Origin of the sequence: Streptomyces sp. NBC_01408 (assembly GCF_026340255.1) — a bacterium.
Taxonomy (GTDB): Bacteria; Actinomycetota; Actinomycetes; order Streptomycetales; family Streptomycetaceae; genus Streptomyces.
Genome location: NZ_JAPEPJ010000001.1, coordinates 4,612,272 through 4,625,319 on the forward strand (window position 1 = coordinate 4,612,272; position 13,048 = coordinate 4,625,319).

The 13,048-nt window shown below is 73.6% G+C and carries 11 protein-coding genes; 7 read left to right on the plus strand and 4 right to left on the minus strand.

Translation table 11 applies throughout. The features are described from left to right. Nucleotides 1-98: 98 nt before the first annotated feature. Complete coding sequence (locus OG447_RS20970) at nucleotides 99-806, minus strand: YoaK family protein (RefSeq protein ID WP_266938365.1); 708 nt, start codon at nucleotides 804-806, stop codon at nucleotides 99-101. Nucleotides 807-875: 69 nt separating this feature from the next. On the opposite strand from OG447_RS20970, the gene OG447_RS20975 reads away from it, so the two are divergent. The 4 genes from OG447_RS20975 to OG447_RS20990 all read left to right on the plus strand — a co-directional run bounded on the left by OG447_RS20975 (nucleotide 876) and on the right by OG447_RS20990 (nucleotide 5,399). After that, nucleotides 876-1,469, plus strand: coding sequence for a histidine phosphatase family protein (locus OG447_RS20975; protein WP_266938366.1), 594 nt, complete (start codon nucleotides 876-878; stop codon nucleotides 1,467-1,469). Nucleotides 1,470-1,572: 103 nt separating this feature from the next. After that, entirely contained in the window at nucleotides 1,573-3,108 is a 1,536-nt protein-coding gene (locus tag OG447_RS20980; protein WP_266938367.1) for an APC family permease, read from the plus strand. Between the two features lie 104 nt (nucleotides 3,109-3,212). Next, the gene (locus OG447_RS20985) at nucleotides 3,213-3,641 is read left to right on the plus strand and encodes a universal stress protein (RefSeq protein ID WP_266938368.1); all 429 of its coding nucleotides are present in this window, start codon (nucleotides 3,213-3,215) and stop codon (nucleotides 3,639-3,641) included. A 267-nt stretch (nucleotides 3,642-3,908) separates the two neighbouring features. Further along, nucleotides 3,909-5,399 (plus strand): FUSC family protein, encoded by a 1,491-nt coding sequence (locus OG447_RS20990; protein WP_266938965.1) that lies wholly within the window; start codon nucleotides 3,909-3,911, stop codon nucleotides 5,397-5,399. A gap of 190 nt (nucleotides 5,400-5,589) precedes the next feature. Here the strand turns inward: OG447_RS20990 and OG447_RS20995 are convergent, their stop codons facing one another. Then, entirely contained in the window at nucleotides 5,590-7,884 is a 2,295-nt protein-coding gene (locus OG447_RS20995; RefSeq protein WP_266938369.1) for an AAA family ATPase, read from the minus strand. A gap of 152 nt (nucleotides 7,885-8,036) precedes the next feature. On the opposite strand from OG447_RS20995, the gene OG447_RS21000 reads away from it, so the two are divergent. The 3 genes from OG447_RS21000 to OG447_RS21010 all read left to right on the plus strand — a co-directional run bounded on the left by OG447_RS21000 (nucleotide 8,037) and on the right by OG447_RS21010 (nucleotide 11,117). Further along, a complete protein-coding gene (locus OG447_RS21000) occupies nucleotides 8,037-8,612 on the plus strand; it encodes a GNAT family N-acetyltransferase (protein ID WP_266938370.1) in 576 nt (191 codons plus the stop codon). Between the two features lie 233 nt (nucleotides 8,613-8,845). Next, nucleotides 8,846-9,994, plus strand: a complete 1,149-nt coding sequence (locus OG447_RS21005) for a nitric oxide synthase oxygenase (protein WP_266938372.1) — start codon at nucleotides 8,846-8,848, stop codon at nucleotides 9,992-9,994. Between the two features lie 55 nt (nucleotides 9,995-10,049). Then, entirely contained in the window at nucleotides 10,050-11,117 is a 1,068-nt protein-coding gene (locus OG447_RS21010) for a lactonase family protein (RefSeq protein WP_266938373.1), read from the plus strand. A 111-nt stretch (nucleotides 11,118-11,228) separates the two neighbouring features. On the opposite strand, the gene OG447_RS21015 is transcribed toward OG447_RS21010, so the two are convergent. Both OG447_RS21015 and OG447_RS21020 read right to left on the minus strand, forming a co-directional pair. After that, nucleotides 11,229-12,140, minus strand: coding sequence for a sirohydrochlorin chelatase (locus tag OG447_RS21015; protein WP_266938374.1), 912 nt, complete (start codon nucleotides 12,138-12,140; stop codon nucleotides 11,229-11,231). Nucleotides 12,141-12,235: 95 nt separating this feature from the next. After that, complete coding sequence (locus tag OG447_RS21020) at nucleotides 12,236-12,922, minus strand: uracil-DNA glycosylase (RefSeq protein WP_266938375.1); 687 nt, start codon at nucleotides 12,920-12,922, stop codon at nucleotides 12,236-12,238. Nucleotides 12,923-13,048: the final 126 nt, after the last annotated feature.

Below are 13,048 nucleotides of genomic sequence, written 5' to 3' on the forward strand. Positions count from 1 at the left end.
GCCGAGCCTCGCCACCATGGACCCGTCCGCTCAACTCGCACCGTTTCCGCATCGAAACCGCTGCTGCCCGCTGCCCGCAGCTCGTAGGCCTCCCCGCCTTATGCGGTGTGCAGCAGCGGCAGCCTCCGGTGCGCCAGCGACACCAGCGACACCACCACCGCGGCCGGCAGCAGCAGTTCGCCCACCGTCCAGCCGGCCCTCAGCAGCAGCGCCCCCGCCAGTCCGCCCGTGAACATCGCCAGCACCGCCAGGCCCCGGCGTACCCAGCCCGCCGTCCCGTACCCGAAGGCGGTGTCCCGCCCGAGTACCGAGCCGCCCATCAGCGCGGTCATCGACCGGGTGACCAGGGTGGTCGGCACCCCGGGCACGTCGACCCGCATGCTCGTCACGTTGCGGAACCCCATGGCCGTCGCCAGCAGCGCGGTGACCACCATGTGCCGGGCGGTCGGACTGCCGTATCGGGGCACCAGGTCCCAGCCGGTGGCCGCCGCCGCGACGACCAGTGCGGCCTCCGTGTACAGGCCGATGCCCATCCAGCGCCACCCCCGGGCCTCCGCCGCCGACTCCATCCGGGCTCCGCCCACCGCGCCGACGGCGAAGGCCACGAGCGAGACGGCGGAGGGCAGCGCCGGGAGGTTCCCCTCCCGCGCGATGCCGAAGGCCAGGAAGAGCACGTTGCCCGTCTGCATCGCCGTGAACACCGGACCCAGCGCGAGCAGGCTCACCGCCTCGACCAGGCCCGTGACCCCCGTGAGGACGATCATCAGGGTGGCCAGCGACGGCCGGGTCGGCTGTGCGTCCTTCATGACGCCCGACAGTGACACGCCCGCCCGGCGCTCCGGCGCCGACATGCCGCAGGACATAGGCTCCGGAGGGTGAGTGACCTGCTGCTGGTGAGGCACGGCGAGACGGCGTGGAGCGCGGACGGACGGCACACCGGGCGCACGGACGTGCCGCTGACGGCGCGCGGCGTGGAGGAGGCCCTCTCGCTGGCCCCGTACTTCCGGGACCGGCACCCGGCGCTGGTACTCACCAGCCCGCTGAGCCGCGCCGTCGCCACGGCCGAACTCGCCGGGCTCACCGGCGCCCTCCCCGACCCCCACCTCCTCGAATGGGACTACGGCGGCTACGAGGGCGTCACCACCGCGGAGATCCGGCGGACCCGTCCGGACTGGTCCCTGTGGGCCCACGGCGTCCCGCCGGGAGACACGGCGCACCCCGGCGAGAGCGCCGCCCAGGTGGGTGCCCGAGCCGACCGGGCGCTGGCCCGCGTCGCGCCGGTGCTCGCCGCGGACGAGGGCGCCGCGGTGCTGGTGGCCCACGGCCACTTCCTGCGCGTCCTCACCGCCCGCTACCTGCGGCTCGGGCCCGAGGAGGGCCGGCTGTTCCTCCTTCGGACGGGCACGGTCAGCGTGCTGTCCACGGAGCACGGCCTCCCGGTGATCGCGGGCTGGAACATCAGCCCCTGACGGCCCGACACCCCAACCCCCGACGACCCAACGCCCCGAGGCCCTGTCCCACGTGCGGCCGCTCCGCCTCGCGCGGCGGCGGCGGGTGCGTGACGATGCGTACATGGCCCACGACGGCACGGCTGGTGGCGGCGGCCCGGAGCTGGAAACCACGGACGGCACGGGACTCAAGGCGAATGCGATCGGCTTCGTCGACGCCCTCGTCATCGGCCTGAACTCCACCTCGCCCGCCTACTCCCTGGCGGCCGTCCTCGGGCCGATCGTGGCTCTGGCCGGGATCTACGCCCCGGGCGTGATGCTGGCCTCCTTCGTGCCGATGCTGCTGATCGCCGCGGCCTTCTACTACCTCAACAAGGTCGACCAGGACTGCGGCACGACCTTCTCGTGGGTCACCCGGGCCATGGGCCCCTGGGCCGGCTGGCTGGGCGGCTGGGCGATCGCCCTGACCGGCGTACTGGTCATCGGTTCGCTGGCCGACGTGGCCGTCCACTTCGGACTCCTCGCCGCGGGCCTCGACAGCTGGGCCGTCAACGACCTGATCCGCCAGACGCTGGCCGTCGTCGTGATCCTGGTCATGACCGCGATCTGCGTCATCGGCACCGAACTCTCGGCCCACCTCCAGGACATCCTCATCCTGGCCCAGGTCTTCTTCCTGCTGACCTTCGCGGTCGTCGCCATCTACCGGGTCTACGCCGATACCAGCACCCTCGACTCGATCGAGCCGTCGGTCGCCTGGCTCAACCCCTTCGGCGCCGGTGGCGCCGCGCTCACCGGCGGACTGCTGCTCGGCGTGTTCATGTACTGGGGCTGGGAGTCCGCGGTCAACCTCACCGAGGAGGTCGAGAACTCCGCCACCGCGCCCGGCAAGGCGGGCGTCTGGTCCACCGTGGTGCTGCTGGTGACCTACCTGTCCGTCGGCTTCGCCGTCGTCGCCTACGCGGGCACCACCTTCCTCGCCGAGAACGCGGGCGAGGAGGAGGCGATCTTCGCGGTACTCGCCCACGAGGTGATGGGCGGCTGGGACTGGGTCGTCCTCCTCGCGGTCTGCACCTCCGCGCTCGCCTCCACCCAGACCACGATCATCCCCGCCTCCCGCACCGCCCTGTCGATGGCCCGCCGCCACGCCCTGCCGCCCCGCCTCGCGCACATCCACCCGAGGTTCCGGACCCCGGACGTGAGCACGTGGTGGGTGGCCGGCATCGCCATCGCCTGGTACCTCGTCGTCAACCAGATCAGCGAGAACGCGCTCCTCGACTCGCTCACCGCCCTCTCCCTGCTGATCGCCTTCTACTACGCGCTCACCGGCCTGGCCTGCGCCATCTACTACCGCCGTCACCTGCTGGAGAGCCTGCACAACTTCCTGCTCATCGGGGTCGGCCCGGTGGTCGGCGCGGGCCTGCTGGCCTGGCTGCTGGTGGAGTCCGTTGCGGACATGTCGGACCCGGAGAACTCGGCCAGCGGCGTCTCCTGGTTCGGTCTCGGCCCGCCGCTCGTCATCGGGATCGTCATCGCCGTCGTCGGACTGCTCGTCATGTGCTTCTGGCGGCTGAAGGACGGCACGTACTGGCAGGAGCGGCCCGGCGTGGTGGATCCCGACCTCGTCCACGGCACGAAGCAGAAGCCCGGGGGCGAGGCCTGATGCCACGCCCCGATGCCCCCGACGGTCCCTTGACGCCCGCCCCTTGAGTCCGTCCGTGAAGTCCGTCCCTGAAGCCCCGCGGGCCGCCGTGAGAGGAGACCCCGATGTCCGTCGTCCTCGGGTACGACGAATCGCCCGGCGCGGAACGGGCCCTGGAGGTGGCGCTGGAGGTCGCCAGCGCCTTCGGCGAGCCCCTCGTCCTCGTCTACGGCGCCGCCGCCCCCGGCGTCACGGGGGAGGAGTACCGGGCCCACCGCGAGGCCGTCCGCCAGGCCGGGCAGAGCGCCCTCGCGCGCGCCGTCCGGGCCGCCGACGAGGCGGGGGTGCCCTCGACGGTCGAGGTGCGCGACGAGAAGCCGGCCCAGGCCCTGCTCGCCGCCGCCGAACGCCACCACGCGCGCGTCATCATCGTCGGCAGCTGGGGTGACAGCCCGATCCGCGGGGCCCTCCTCGGGTCCACCCCGCACAAGCTGCTGCACCTCTCACCCGTTCCCGTCCTGTGCGTGCCGACGGACAACCCCTCCACGAGATAGTGGTCCGTTGGCCTGCCTGTGGCCGAAGATCACCCCATTTTGCTGGGCCAATGGCCCAGTTATCGGAGGCTGTGTTGAGCCAGTGGGCCCTTGGATGCTTTTCTGTGTCATATCCAAGTACTTATGGCGCCGCGCAGCGCCGGACGGCAACGAGGCCGGATCCGGAGCGCGGCGCCTTCGCCGTGCCCGTCCGCCACCCACCACCCCGGGTGGCCGCCGGGCCGGCGCGCACCACTGCAAGGGGGGCGGCACACCGCCGTGAAGAGGATGTTCGTGGCTCCGGATCCGGGGCGTCTGAGGCTCAGGAACTCACTGCGCGCGGTGCTCGGCGTCGCTCTCGCCGTGGCCACCGCCGAGCTGTGCGGTCTGTCGCAGACCGCCTCCATCACCGGGGGACTGGCGGCCCTGCTGGCCCTCTTCACCGTGACCGACTCGACCGTGCGCGCCCAGCGGGTCACCACGGCCCTGCTGCCCCTCGCCGGATTCCCCGTCCTCGCGCTGGCCACGACCCTCCACGGGGTACCGCTCGCCCGCGACGCGGCCTTCCTCGCCGTCGTCTTCGCCGGGGTCTACGCCCGGCGCTGGGGGCCGCGCGGGCACGCCCTCGGGATCTTCGGCTTCATGCACTTCTTCGTCACCCAGTTCCTGCACGCCGTGCCCGGGCAGCTTCCCGAGCTCTACGCCGCCGTCGGTCTGGCGCTCCTCGCCGCCGGGGCCGTGCGGTTCGTGTTCTGGCCCATCGAGCGGCGCACCCCGCCCCCCGCCGCCCCGCCGGCGCTGCCGGGCACGGGGCTGGCCCGGCCCACCACCCGGCAGGCCTTCCAGGCCACTGCCGCCTGCGCCTTCGCGCTCGGCATCGGCCAGGCCCTGTCCGAGGACCGCTGGTACTGGGCCGTCGGAACCGCCTGGTGGATCTTCGTGAACACCGCCTCCCGCGGGGAGACCCTCGTACGGGGCTTCCGCCGCGTCCTCGGCACCGTCATCGGCATCGCCGCCGGTCTGCTCATCGCCGTGCCGCTGCACGGCGCGGCCGCGCCCACCGCCGTACTCGTCGCCGTATGCGTCTTCGGGATCTTCTACACCGCCCCCGTCTCGTACAGCTGGATGATGCTGGCCGTCACCGTCATGGCCGGTCTGCTCTACGGACTCCTCGGCGTGCTCCACCCCGGACTGCTGCTCCTGCGCTTCGAGGAGACCGCCGTCGGCGCCCTCGGCGCCGCCCTCGCCGTGGTGCTGGTGCTGCCCGTCACCACCCACGCCACCAACGAGGCCTGGATCCAGCGCGCCCTGCGCTGCGTGCACGCCGCCACCGGGGAGGCGGCCGCGCGGCTGGCCGGCTCGGAGTCGGCCGACCCCACCCCGCACGCCGCCGAGCTGGAGCTGCTCCTCGCCCGGGTCCGGATGGCGCTGGCACCGCTGGTGCACCCGCTCAGCCCCTTCCGCGCCCGCAAGGCCCGCGCCCGCCAGGTGATCGCGCTGCTGGACGACTGTGCCCGGGAGGTACGCGGGCTGGTCGCGGTCGCCGCCGACCCGGCGGCCTCGCACGACGCCCGGCTCGCGGCCGCGTGCTGGCGGGTGGAGGCCGCGGTGGAGGCCCTCACCGCCGGGGAGCGGGAGCTGGAGGCGGCCACCGCCGCCGCCCGGCCGGCCGTCGCCACCGAACCGGCCCTCGTCCATCTGCACGGCCTGGAGCGGGCGCTGGCCGAGCTCGCGACGCCGCTGCGGAGTGACCCCCGGAGCCCCCTGATCCGCGCCTGAGTTCTGGCCTCGCCGGAGCCAAACCAGCCCCTCCGGCGTTTGAGGGGCGGGTCCGGGCAGAGCCCGGTGCCCGGCGGAGCCGGGTTCCTGGGGCTCCGCCCCAGACCCCGCGCCTCAAGCGCCGGCGAGGCTGGAAGTGCCCGCCCTGTGCCTCAACCGCCGGCGGGGCTGGAAGTGCCCGCCCCGCGCTTCAACCGCCGACGGGGCTGAAGAGGCCGGTCGTGCCGGCCGGCAGCCGGCCCGGGGTGTGCACCACGCCGAGGACCTGGGTGGGGCGGGTCAGCGCCACGTACAGGTCGCTCGGCTGGAGGTCGGCCGGCTCCACCACGATCACCGTGTCGAACTCCAGCCCCTTGGCCTGCCGCGGGTCCAGGAGGACGACCTCCCGGGTCAGGTCCGGCTCCCCGTCGGCCCGTACCCCGGGCAGTACGGCGGCCAGCGGCCCGTGCAGCGCGCGCGGGGCGATCACCGCCAGCCGCCCCTCGGCCGGCAGCCCCCGCTCCACGGCCTCCCCGACCGCCCCGGCCAGGTCCCCGGTCGCGCGGGCCCAGGGCCGCACCCCGGTGGACCGTACCGACCGCGGCGGCTCGAAGGCCGGGTCGCGGGCGCGCAGGACGGCCGCCGCCACCTCCATGACCTCGGCGGGCGTCCGGTAGTTCACCCCCAGCCGGACCAGCTCCCAGCGGTCGCCCACGTACGGTTCGAGGATCCGCCGCCACGATCCGCAGCCCGCCTCGTCGGCCGTCTGCGCGGGATCGCCGACCAGGGTCATCGAGCGGGTCGGGCAGCGCCGCATCAGCAGCCGCCAGGCCATCTCCGACAGCTCCTGCGCCTCGTCCACGATGACGTGCCCGAAGGCCCAGGTGCGGTCGGCGGCGGCCCGCTCGGCCGCGCTGCGGTGGTCGGCCTCCTCGTGCCGCTCCGCCATCCGCTCGGCGTCGATGATGTCGTGGGCCGCGAGGAACTCGTTCTCCTCGTCCTCGAACTCGTAGGACTGCGAGCCCTCCGACAGGTCCAGCACCCCCTGGGCGTAGGCGATGCGCCGCTCCCGCTCCCGCTCCTCGGCCGCCCGGCGGGCGCTGTCGTCCTCCCCGAGCAGCTCGGCAGCCTCGTCCAGCAGCGGCACGTCGGCCGGGGTCCAGTCCGGCCGGGCCGAAGGCGCGCGCCGGATCAGCTCCGCCTCGTGCGCGGGCAGGTGCGTGGGGTCCGCCAGGAAGTCGGCGACCAGCCGCTGCGGGGTGAGGGAGGGCCACAGGGTGTCGATCGCGGCGTGCACCGCGGGGCTCGTCGCGATCTCCTTGCCGAGCTGGGCGACGTCGTCCTGGCCCAGCAGATTCGGGCCGCCGTACGGGTCGGCGCCCAACCGGTCCGCGAGCTGCGCGGTGAGGGCGTCGATGATCCGGAAGGCGAAGGCGGGCCGCGCCTGGTTGTGCGGCAGCCCGGTGGCCCGGGCCCGGTCGCGCGCCTCGTACGCCATCGGGCGGTCCAGCAGCAGGGTCCCGTAGTCGTCGTGGTCGATCTCCAGGGCGGCCTCGGGCACCGTGTCGTACTCCTCGCCGCTGCCCGCCGGAACCGTGTCGGGCAGCCGCTGGCGGTCGGCGACGACCGCGGCCAGCACGTCCGCCATCGAAGCCCGGCCCTTCACCGCGGCGGCCCCGGGGCGGTCGGCGCCGGTGGCGTGCACACCGGGGAAGAGCTCGCCCGGGGTGGCGAGGAGGACGCCGGTCTCGCCGAGCGCCGGGAGCACCCCGCCGATGTAGCCCAGGAAGGCGGGGCCCGGGCCGACGATCAGCACCCCGCGCTTGGCGAGCAGCTCACGGTGGGCGTACAGCAGGTACGCGGCGCGGTGCAGGGCGACCGCCGTCTTCCCGGTCCCGGGACCGCCCTCGACGACCAGCACCCCGCGGTGGGTGGAGCGGATGACCCGGTCCTGTTCGGCCTGGATGGTGCGCACGATGTCGTGCATGCGGCCGGTCCGGGCGGCGTCGAGCGCGGCGAGCAGCACGGCGTCCGCGTCGGCCCCCTCGTATCCGGTGCGCTCGGCGTCGGTCAGGTCGAGGATCTCGTCGTGGAGGGCGGTGACCAGCCGGCCGCGGCTGCTGATGTGCCGACGGCGGCGCAGCCCCATGGGGGTGTGCCCGGTGGCGAGGTAGAAGGGGCGGGCCACGTCGGCGCGCCAGTCCACGACCAGCGGGGTGCGTTCCGTGTCGTCCGCGCGGATTCCGATACGGCCGATGTGGTGGTCGCGGCCGTCGGAGAACTCCAGCCGGCCGAAGCAGAGGCCGTTCTCGCCCCCATTCAGGGCGGACAGCAGACCGGACTGCTCGGCGACCATCACGTCGCGCTCCAGCCGGGCCTGGAAGCCGCTGCCGACATCGCGCAATGCCCCCTCGACAGCACGTTCGGCCTGGTCACGCAGATCGTCGAGGCGCCGATAGAGGTCGGTGACGAATTGCTGCTCTTTCCGGAATTCCTCGGTTGACAATTGCGCTCCCGCCGCGATAAGGTGTCCTCGTAAGCTTTTTCATGTCTGCGTTTCCGCGAGATATGAAACAACAAATATACGCACTCCGATCCCTCGGCAGTCAATTGGCGCAGCCAATTCGACCGGGGGATTTTTTGCGTACGGTGGATCCCATGACCACCGCACACGGCTCCGCCGACGGCATCGTCTACCGCCTCGCCCGCCCCGGCGACGCGGGCGCCATCGAGGCCCTGGACAGCTCCTTCACCACCGACACCGTCTTCGAGGCGGTCGCCACCGACGCCGGGTTCGCCCTCCGCGAGGTCCCGGTGGACCCTCCGGTGCACAAGGTGTTCCCGCCCGAGGAGCACGACGAACAGGCCCTCGGCGGCGGCACGGACTCGGCAGGGGACGCGCGCACCTACGTGGCCCTCGACGGCGGACGGCTGTGCGGCTTCGCCGCCGTGGGCTACGCCCCCTGGAACCGGCGGCTGACGATCGAGGACATCGAGGTCTCGCCCGCCCACCGGGGCCGCGGCATCGGCCGTGCGCTGATGGAGTGCGCGGCCGAGTTCGCCCGCGAACGCGGCGCCGAACACCTCTGGTTGGAGGTGAGCAGCGTCAACGCCCCGGCGGTGCACGCCTATCGGCGCATGGGGTTCGCCTTCTGCGGACTCGACACCGCCCTCTACGGCGGCACGCCCGCCGCCGGCGAGCAGGCGCTCTTCATGAGCCGGCCCTGCGGCTGAACCGCCACCGGCCCAGCGTCACAGCCCCTGCGGTCAACTCCCGGAATCGCGCGGATCGTACGCCCCTCCGGGCCTCGCCCGCAGGTCGATCCGTGAAGATCACTCGGAGGAGTGTCAGGGGCCTCCGAGCCGTACGGCGTTGACCTGCGGCATGTACAACGGGTGATTGTTCATTGCACATTCATCCGGCACGTACAGGGTGGATCTGGTCGGACAGGGGGTAACCGCCCGGAATGGAAATACTTCAACAGCGCTCCAGCACCGCTCAGGTGTGGGAAGCGGCCGAGGAGTTCGTCCGACTCTTCCACAGGGAGAACAAGGGTCCCGGTGATCCGCGTGCCCGGCTCGCCGCCGTACGGGCCGAGCTCGCGGACACCGGCACCTACCGGCACACTCCCGAGGAGCTGGTCCACGGAGCCCGCGTGGCCTGGCGCAACAGCAACCGCTGCATAGGCAGGCTGTACTGGAACTCCCTGCGGGTGCGCGACCGCCGGGAGCTCACCGACGCGGACGCGATCGCCGCCGAGTGCTTCGAGCACCTGCGCGAGGCGACCAACGGCGGCCGCGTCCGGCCCACGATCACGGTCTTCGCCCCGGACACGCCCGACCGCCCCGGTCCGCTGATCTGGAGCGAACAGCTCGTCCGGTACGCGGGCTACGGGGACCACCACTCCGTGACCGTCGGCGACGCCCGCAACGCCCCGCTCACCGAGGCCCTGCTCCGGCTCGGCTGGACCGGCGGCCCCGGTACCCCCTTCGACCTCCTCCCGCTGGTCGTCCAGGGGGTCGACGACAAGCCCCGCTGGTTCGAGACCCCCGCGGACGCCGTGCTGGAGGTGCCGATCACGCACCCCGACGGGGACGGTCGCGGCGACGGCTGGGCCGACTGGCGGCTGCGCTGGCACGCCGTGCCCGCCATCTCCAACATGTGCCTGGAGATCGGCGGGATCCACTACCCGGCCGCGCCGTTCAACGGCTGGTACATGGGCACCGAGATCGGCGCCCGCAACCTCGCCGACGAGGACCGGTACAACCTCCTGCCCGCGGTCGCCCGCCGGCTCGGCCTGGACACCACCACGGATCGCTCGCTCTGGAAGGACCGCGCGCTGGTGGAGCTCAACCGGGCCGTCCTGCACTCCTTCGACCGGGCCGGGGTCACCATCGCCGACCACCACTCCGAGTCCCGGCGCTTCCTGACCCACCTGGAGCGGGAGGAGGCCAAGGGGCGAGAGGTGGGCGCCGACTGGTCCTGGATAGTGCCCCCGATCTCCGGCTCCGCCACGCCGGTCTTCCACCGTACGTACGAGGACCGGCCGAGCAGCACGGCCTACGTCCACCACGCCGGTGCCCAGGAACGCGCCCAAGGACGGGATTTGGTCTAGACCTTCTGTTACGGTCGGCTCCGTACGGATCCTGGACGGCGGAGAGGGGCACCCAGTGGACGGCGCGGACAGGACGGACCGGGGCGGCGGACACCGGTGCCACATCGGCTCGTTCACCTCGGGGGGCGGCCGCGGCATCACCACCGCGGCCGTGGATCCGGCGACCGGAGCCCTGACCCCGCTGGGGTCCTGTGACACCGTCGCCGACCCCTCGTACCTCGCCGTCGCCCGCGACACCGGGGTGCTCTACGCGGTCAGCGAGACCGCGCGGGGCGCGGTGTGCGCCTTCCGGCCGACCGCCGAGGGCCTCGCGGCCCTCGGTCCGGCCGTGCCCGTCGAGGGCGCGGGCCCCACCCATCTCAGCGTGGCCGGCGGCCGGCTGCTCACCGCCAACTACACCTCCGGCAGCGTCAGCAGCCTCCCGCTCGGCGCCGACGGCAGCCCCGGCGGGCCCGCGTCCGTCCTCGGACACCAGGGCTCGGGGCCCGACGCGGACCGCCAGGAGCGCCCGCACGCCCACCAGGTGCTGCCCGACCCGAGCGGCCGCTGGGTGCTCAGCGTGGACCTGGGCACCGACTCGGTACGGGTCTGCGCGCCGGACCCCGCCACCGGGGAGCTGCGGGTGCACGCCGAGACCGCGCTGCGTGCCGGGACCGGCCCGCGCCACCTCGTCTTCCACCCGGACGTCGCGGTGGTCTACGTCCTGCACGAGCTGGAGCCGCAGCTGACCGTCTGCCGGTGGGATCCGGTATCCGGGCGACTGGAACCGGTCGCAGAGGTTCCGGTGGCCCCTGGGGGCCCTCCAGGCGCCGTACGGGCCTATCCCTCGGCGGTCGTCGCCTCGCCCGACGGGCGCTTCGTCTGGGTCGCCGTCCGCGGCGCCGACACCGTCGTCACCTTCTCCCTCGCCGACGGCGCCGAGAAGCCGCTGCTCAGCAGCACGGTCGACTGCGGCGGCAGCTGGCCGCGCGACCTCGTCGCCGACCCGTCGGGGCGCCGGCTGTACGCGGCGAACGAGCGCTCCGGGGACGTCACCTGGTTCGAGGTGGACCCGCTGACCGGGCGGCCGCACCGGGCGGGCTCGGTGGCCGTGCCCGCCGCGACCTGCGTGGTCTTCGGCTGACTCGCTCCACTGCCCGCCTGCCCGCCTGCCCGCAGCCCTGCCCGGTCCGGACGTACGAGTGCCCCGCCGCCGGAATCCGGCGGCGGGGCACTCGTACGCGACGCGGGCGGGTCAGTGGGACGTGGCCAGGGTGATCCCCAGGGCGGCCGCGTACTGGGCGACGGCCAGCTTGCCGAGCGCCGGGTAGGCCCCGAGCACCTCGGCGGTGGCGCAGTCGGCCTCCTTGCAGGCGGTGTCCAGCAGCCCCTCGGCGGCCTCCGGGCCGATCAGGTACGGGGCGAGCGCCAGCTGCGTGGAACCCTCGCGGCGCAGCTGCTCGGCGACCGCGGCCACCGAACCCTCTTGGTCGAGCGCGGCCGCCTGGACGGGCACGGCGAGCCGGGCGGCGAGCAGCATGCCCGTGATCCCGGCGGCCTGGACGGCCTCCTCGCCGCCGGTGGTGGCCAGGACGATGCCGTCGGCGGCGGTGGTCACCGTGAAGAGGCGGGCGCGGTCGGCGCGGGCCAGGCCGGCCTCCGACAGCCGCACGTGCAGGCCCTCGGCGAGCAGCGGGTGCGGACCGAGTACGTCGGCCAGCTCGGCGGCGGCCGAGGAGTCCATCAGGGCCTGGCGGACCCGGCGCAGCAGATCGCTGTCCGGACCGGCCAGCAGGGGCACGACCACGGCGTCCGGGCCGGTCGGAGCGGGCACCTCGTGGCCGGCGGCGCGGGCGAACTCCGCGCGTGCGGCACGCTCCGTCGCGACGGCGGTCAGCACGCCGGACAGGGACGGGAACTCGGAGGCGTCGTCACCGTCGAGGAAGCCGATGCGGGCGTCCAGGCCCGGCAGTTCGGAACGGCCGATGCTGATGATCTCTTCCGCGAGCCCCCGCGAGGCGGCCGAGGGGGCACCGGGCACGGCGAGCACCAGCGCGGGCGCGCCCTCGGGCGCCACCGCGGGCTCGGGCCGGCGGTGCCGTCCGGTCTGGCGGGGTCGCGGCATTCGTACGGGCAGGCCATTTGCGGGCCCAGTGGGGGAGCTCATGGCGCCGCATGCTACTGGCTTATCGGAACCGGGTGTTCGGGCAGGGCTGGCTCGCATGGCATCTGTCCGTATTTATCCGGTGAATGTGAGAAAGGTCAACTGACGGACGGCAAGCGCCAGTCGACAGGCTGTGAACCCTGGCCCTCGAGCAACGCGTTGGTCCGGCTGAAGGGCCTGGAGCCGAAGAACCCGTAATCGGCGGACTTGGGGGAGGGGTGGGAGGACTCCACCACGGGCAGTTCACCGAGCAGCGGACGCAGGTTGCGGGCCGCCCGGCCCCAGAGGATGGAGACCAGCGGCTTGCCGCGCGCGGCCAGGGCCCGGATGGCCTGGTCGGTGACGGCTTCCCAGCCCTTGCCCTGGTGCGCGTTCGACCGGCGGGGAGCGGTGGTCAGGGAGCGGTTCAGCAGCAGGACGCCCTGCCGGGTCCACGGAGTGAGGTCGCCGTTCGCGGGCCGGCCGGTCCCCAGGTCCCGGTGCAGTTCCAGGAAGATGTTGTCGAGGCTGGGCGGCACCGGCCGCACCTCGGGGGCCACCGAGAAGGACAGGCCCACGGCGTGCCCCGGGGTGGGGTAGGGGTCCTGGCCGACGATGAGCACCTTGACCTCGTCGAAGGGCTGCTGGAAGGCGCGCAGCACATTGGCCCCGGCAGGTACGTAGGTCCTCCCCGCCGCGATCTCGGCGCGCAGGAAGTCGCCCATGGCGGCGATGTGCTCCGCCACCGGCTCAAGAGCGCGGGCCCAGCCCGGCTCGACGATCTCGTTCAACGGTCGTGCTGCCACGGTGGATCACTCTACTGGCCGATCCGTCACGCCCTCGACCGGTCCGGGCCTCCGCCCCGCTTCGGCCCGTTTCCACCCCGCTTCCTTCCTGATCCGGTTCCGCCCTGCTCCGCCCCGTTCGCGTCC

Coding starts and splice junctions, on each gene's coding strand:
- OG447_RS21000 (WP_266938370.1), top strand. CDS start 8,037: ATGACCACCGCACACGGCTCCGCCGACGGCATCGTCTACCGCCTCGCC.
- OG447_RS21005 (WP_266938372.1), top strand. CDS start 8,846: ATGGAAATACTTCAACAGCGCTCCAGCACCGCTCAGGTGTGGGAAGCG.
- OG447_RS21015 (WP_266938374.1), bottom strand. CDS start 12,140: ATGAGCTCCCCCACTGGGCCCGCAAATGGCCTGCCCGTACGAATGCCG.
- OG447_RS20985 (WP_266938368.1), top strand. CDS start 3,213: ATGTCCGTCGTCCTCGGGTACGACGAATCGCCCGGCGCGGAACGGGCC.
- OG447_RS20990 (WP_266938965.1), top strand. CDS start 3,909: ATGTTCGTGGCTCCGGATCCGGGGCGTCTGAGGCTCAGGAACTCACTG.
- OG447_RS20970 (WP_266938365.1), bottom strand. CDS start 806: ATGAAGGACGCACAGCCGACCCGGCCGTCGCTGGCCACCCTGATGATC.
- OG447_RS20980 (WP_266938367.1), top strand. CDS start 1,573: ATGGCCCACGACGGCACGGCTGGTGGCGGCGGCCCGGAGCTGGAAACC.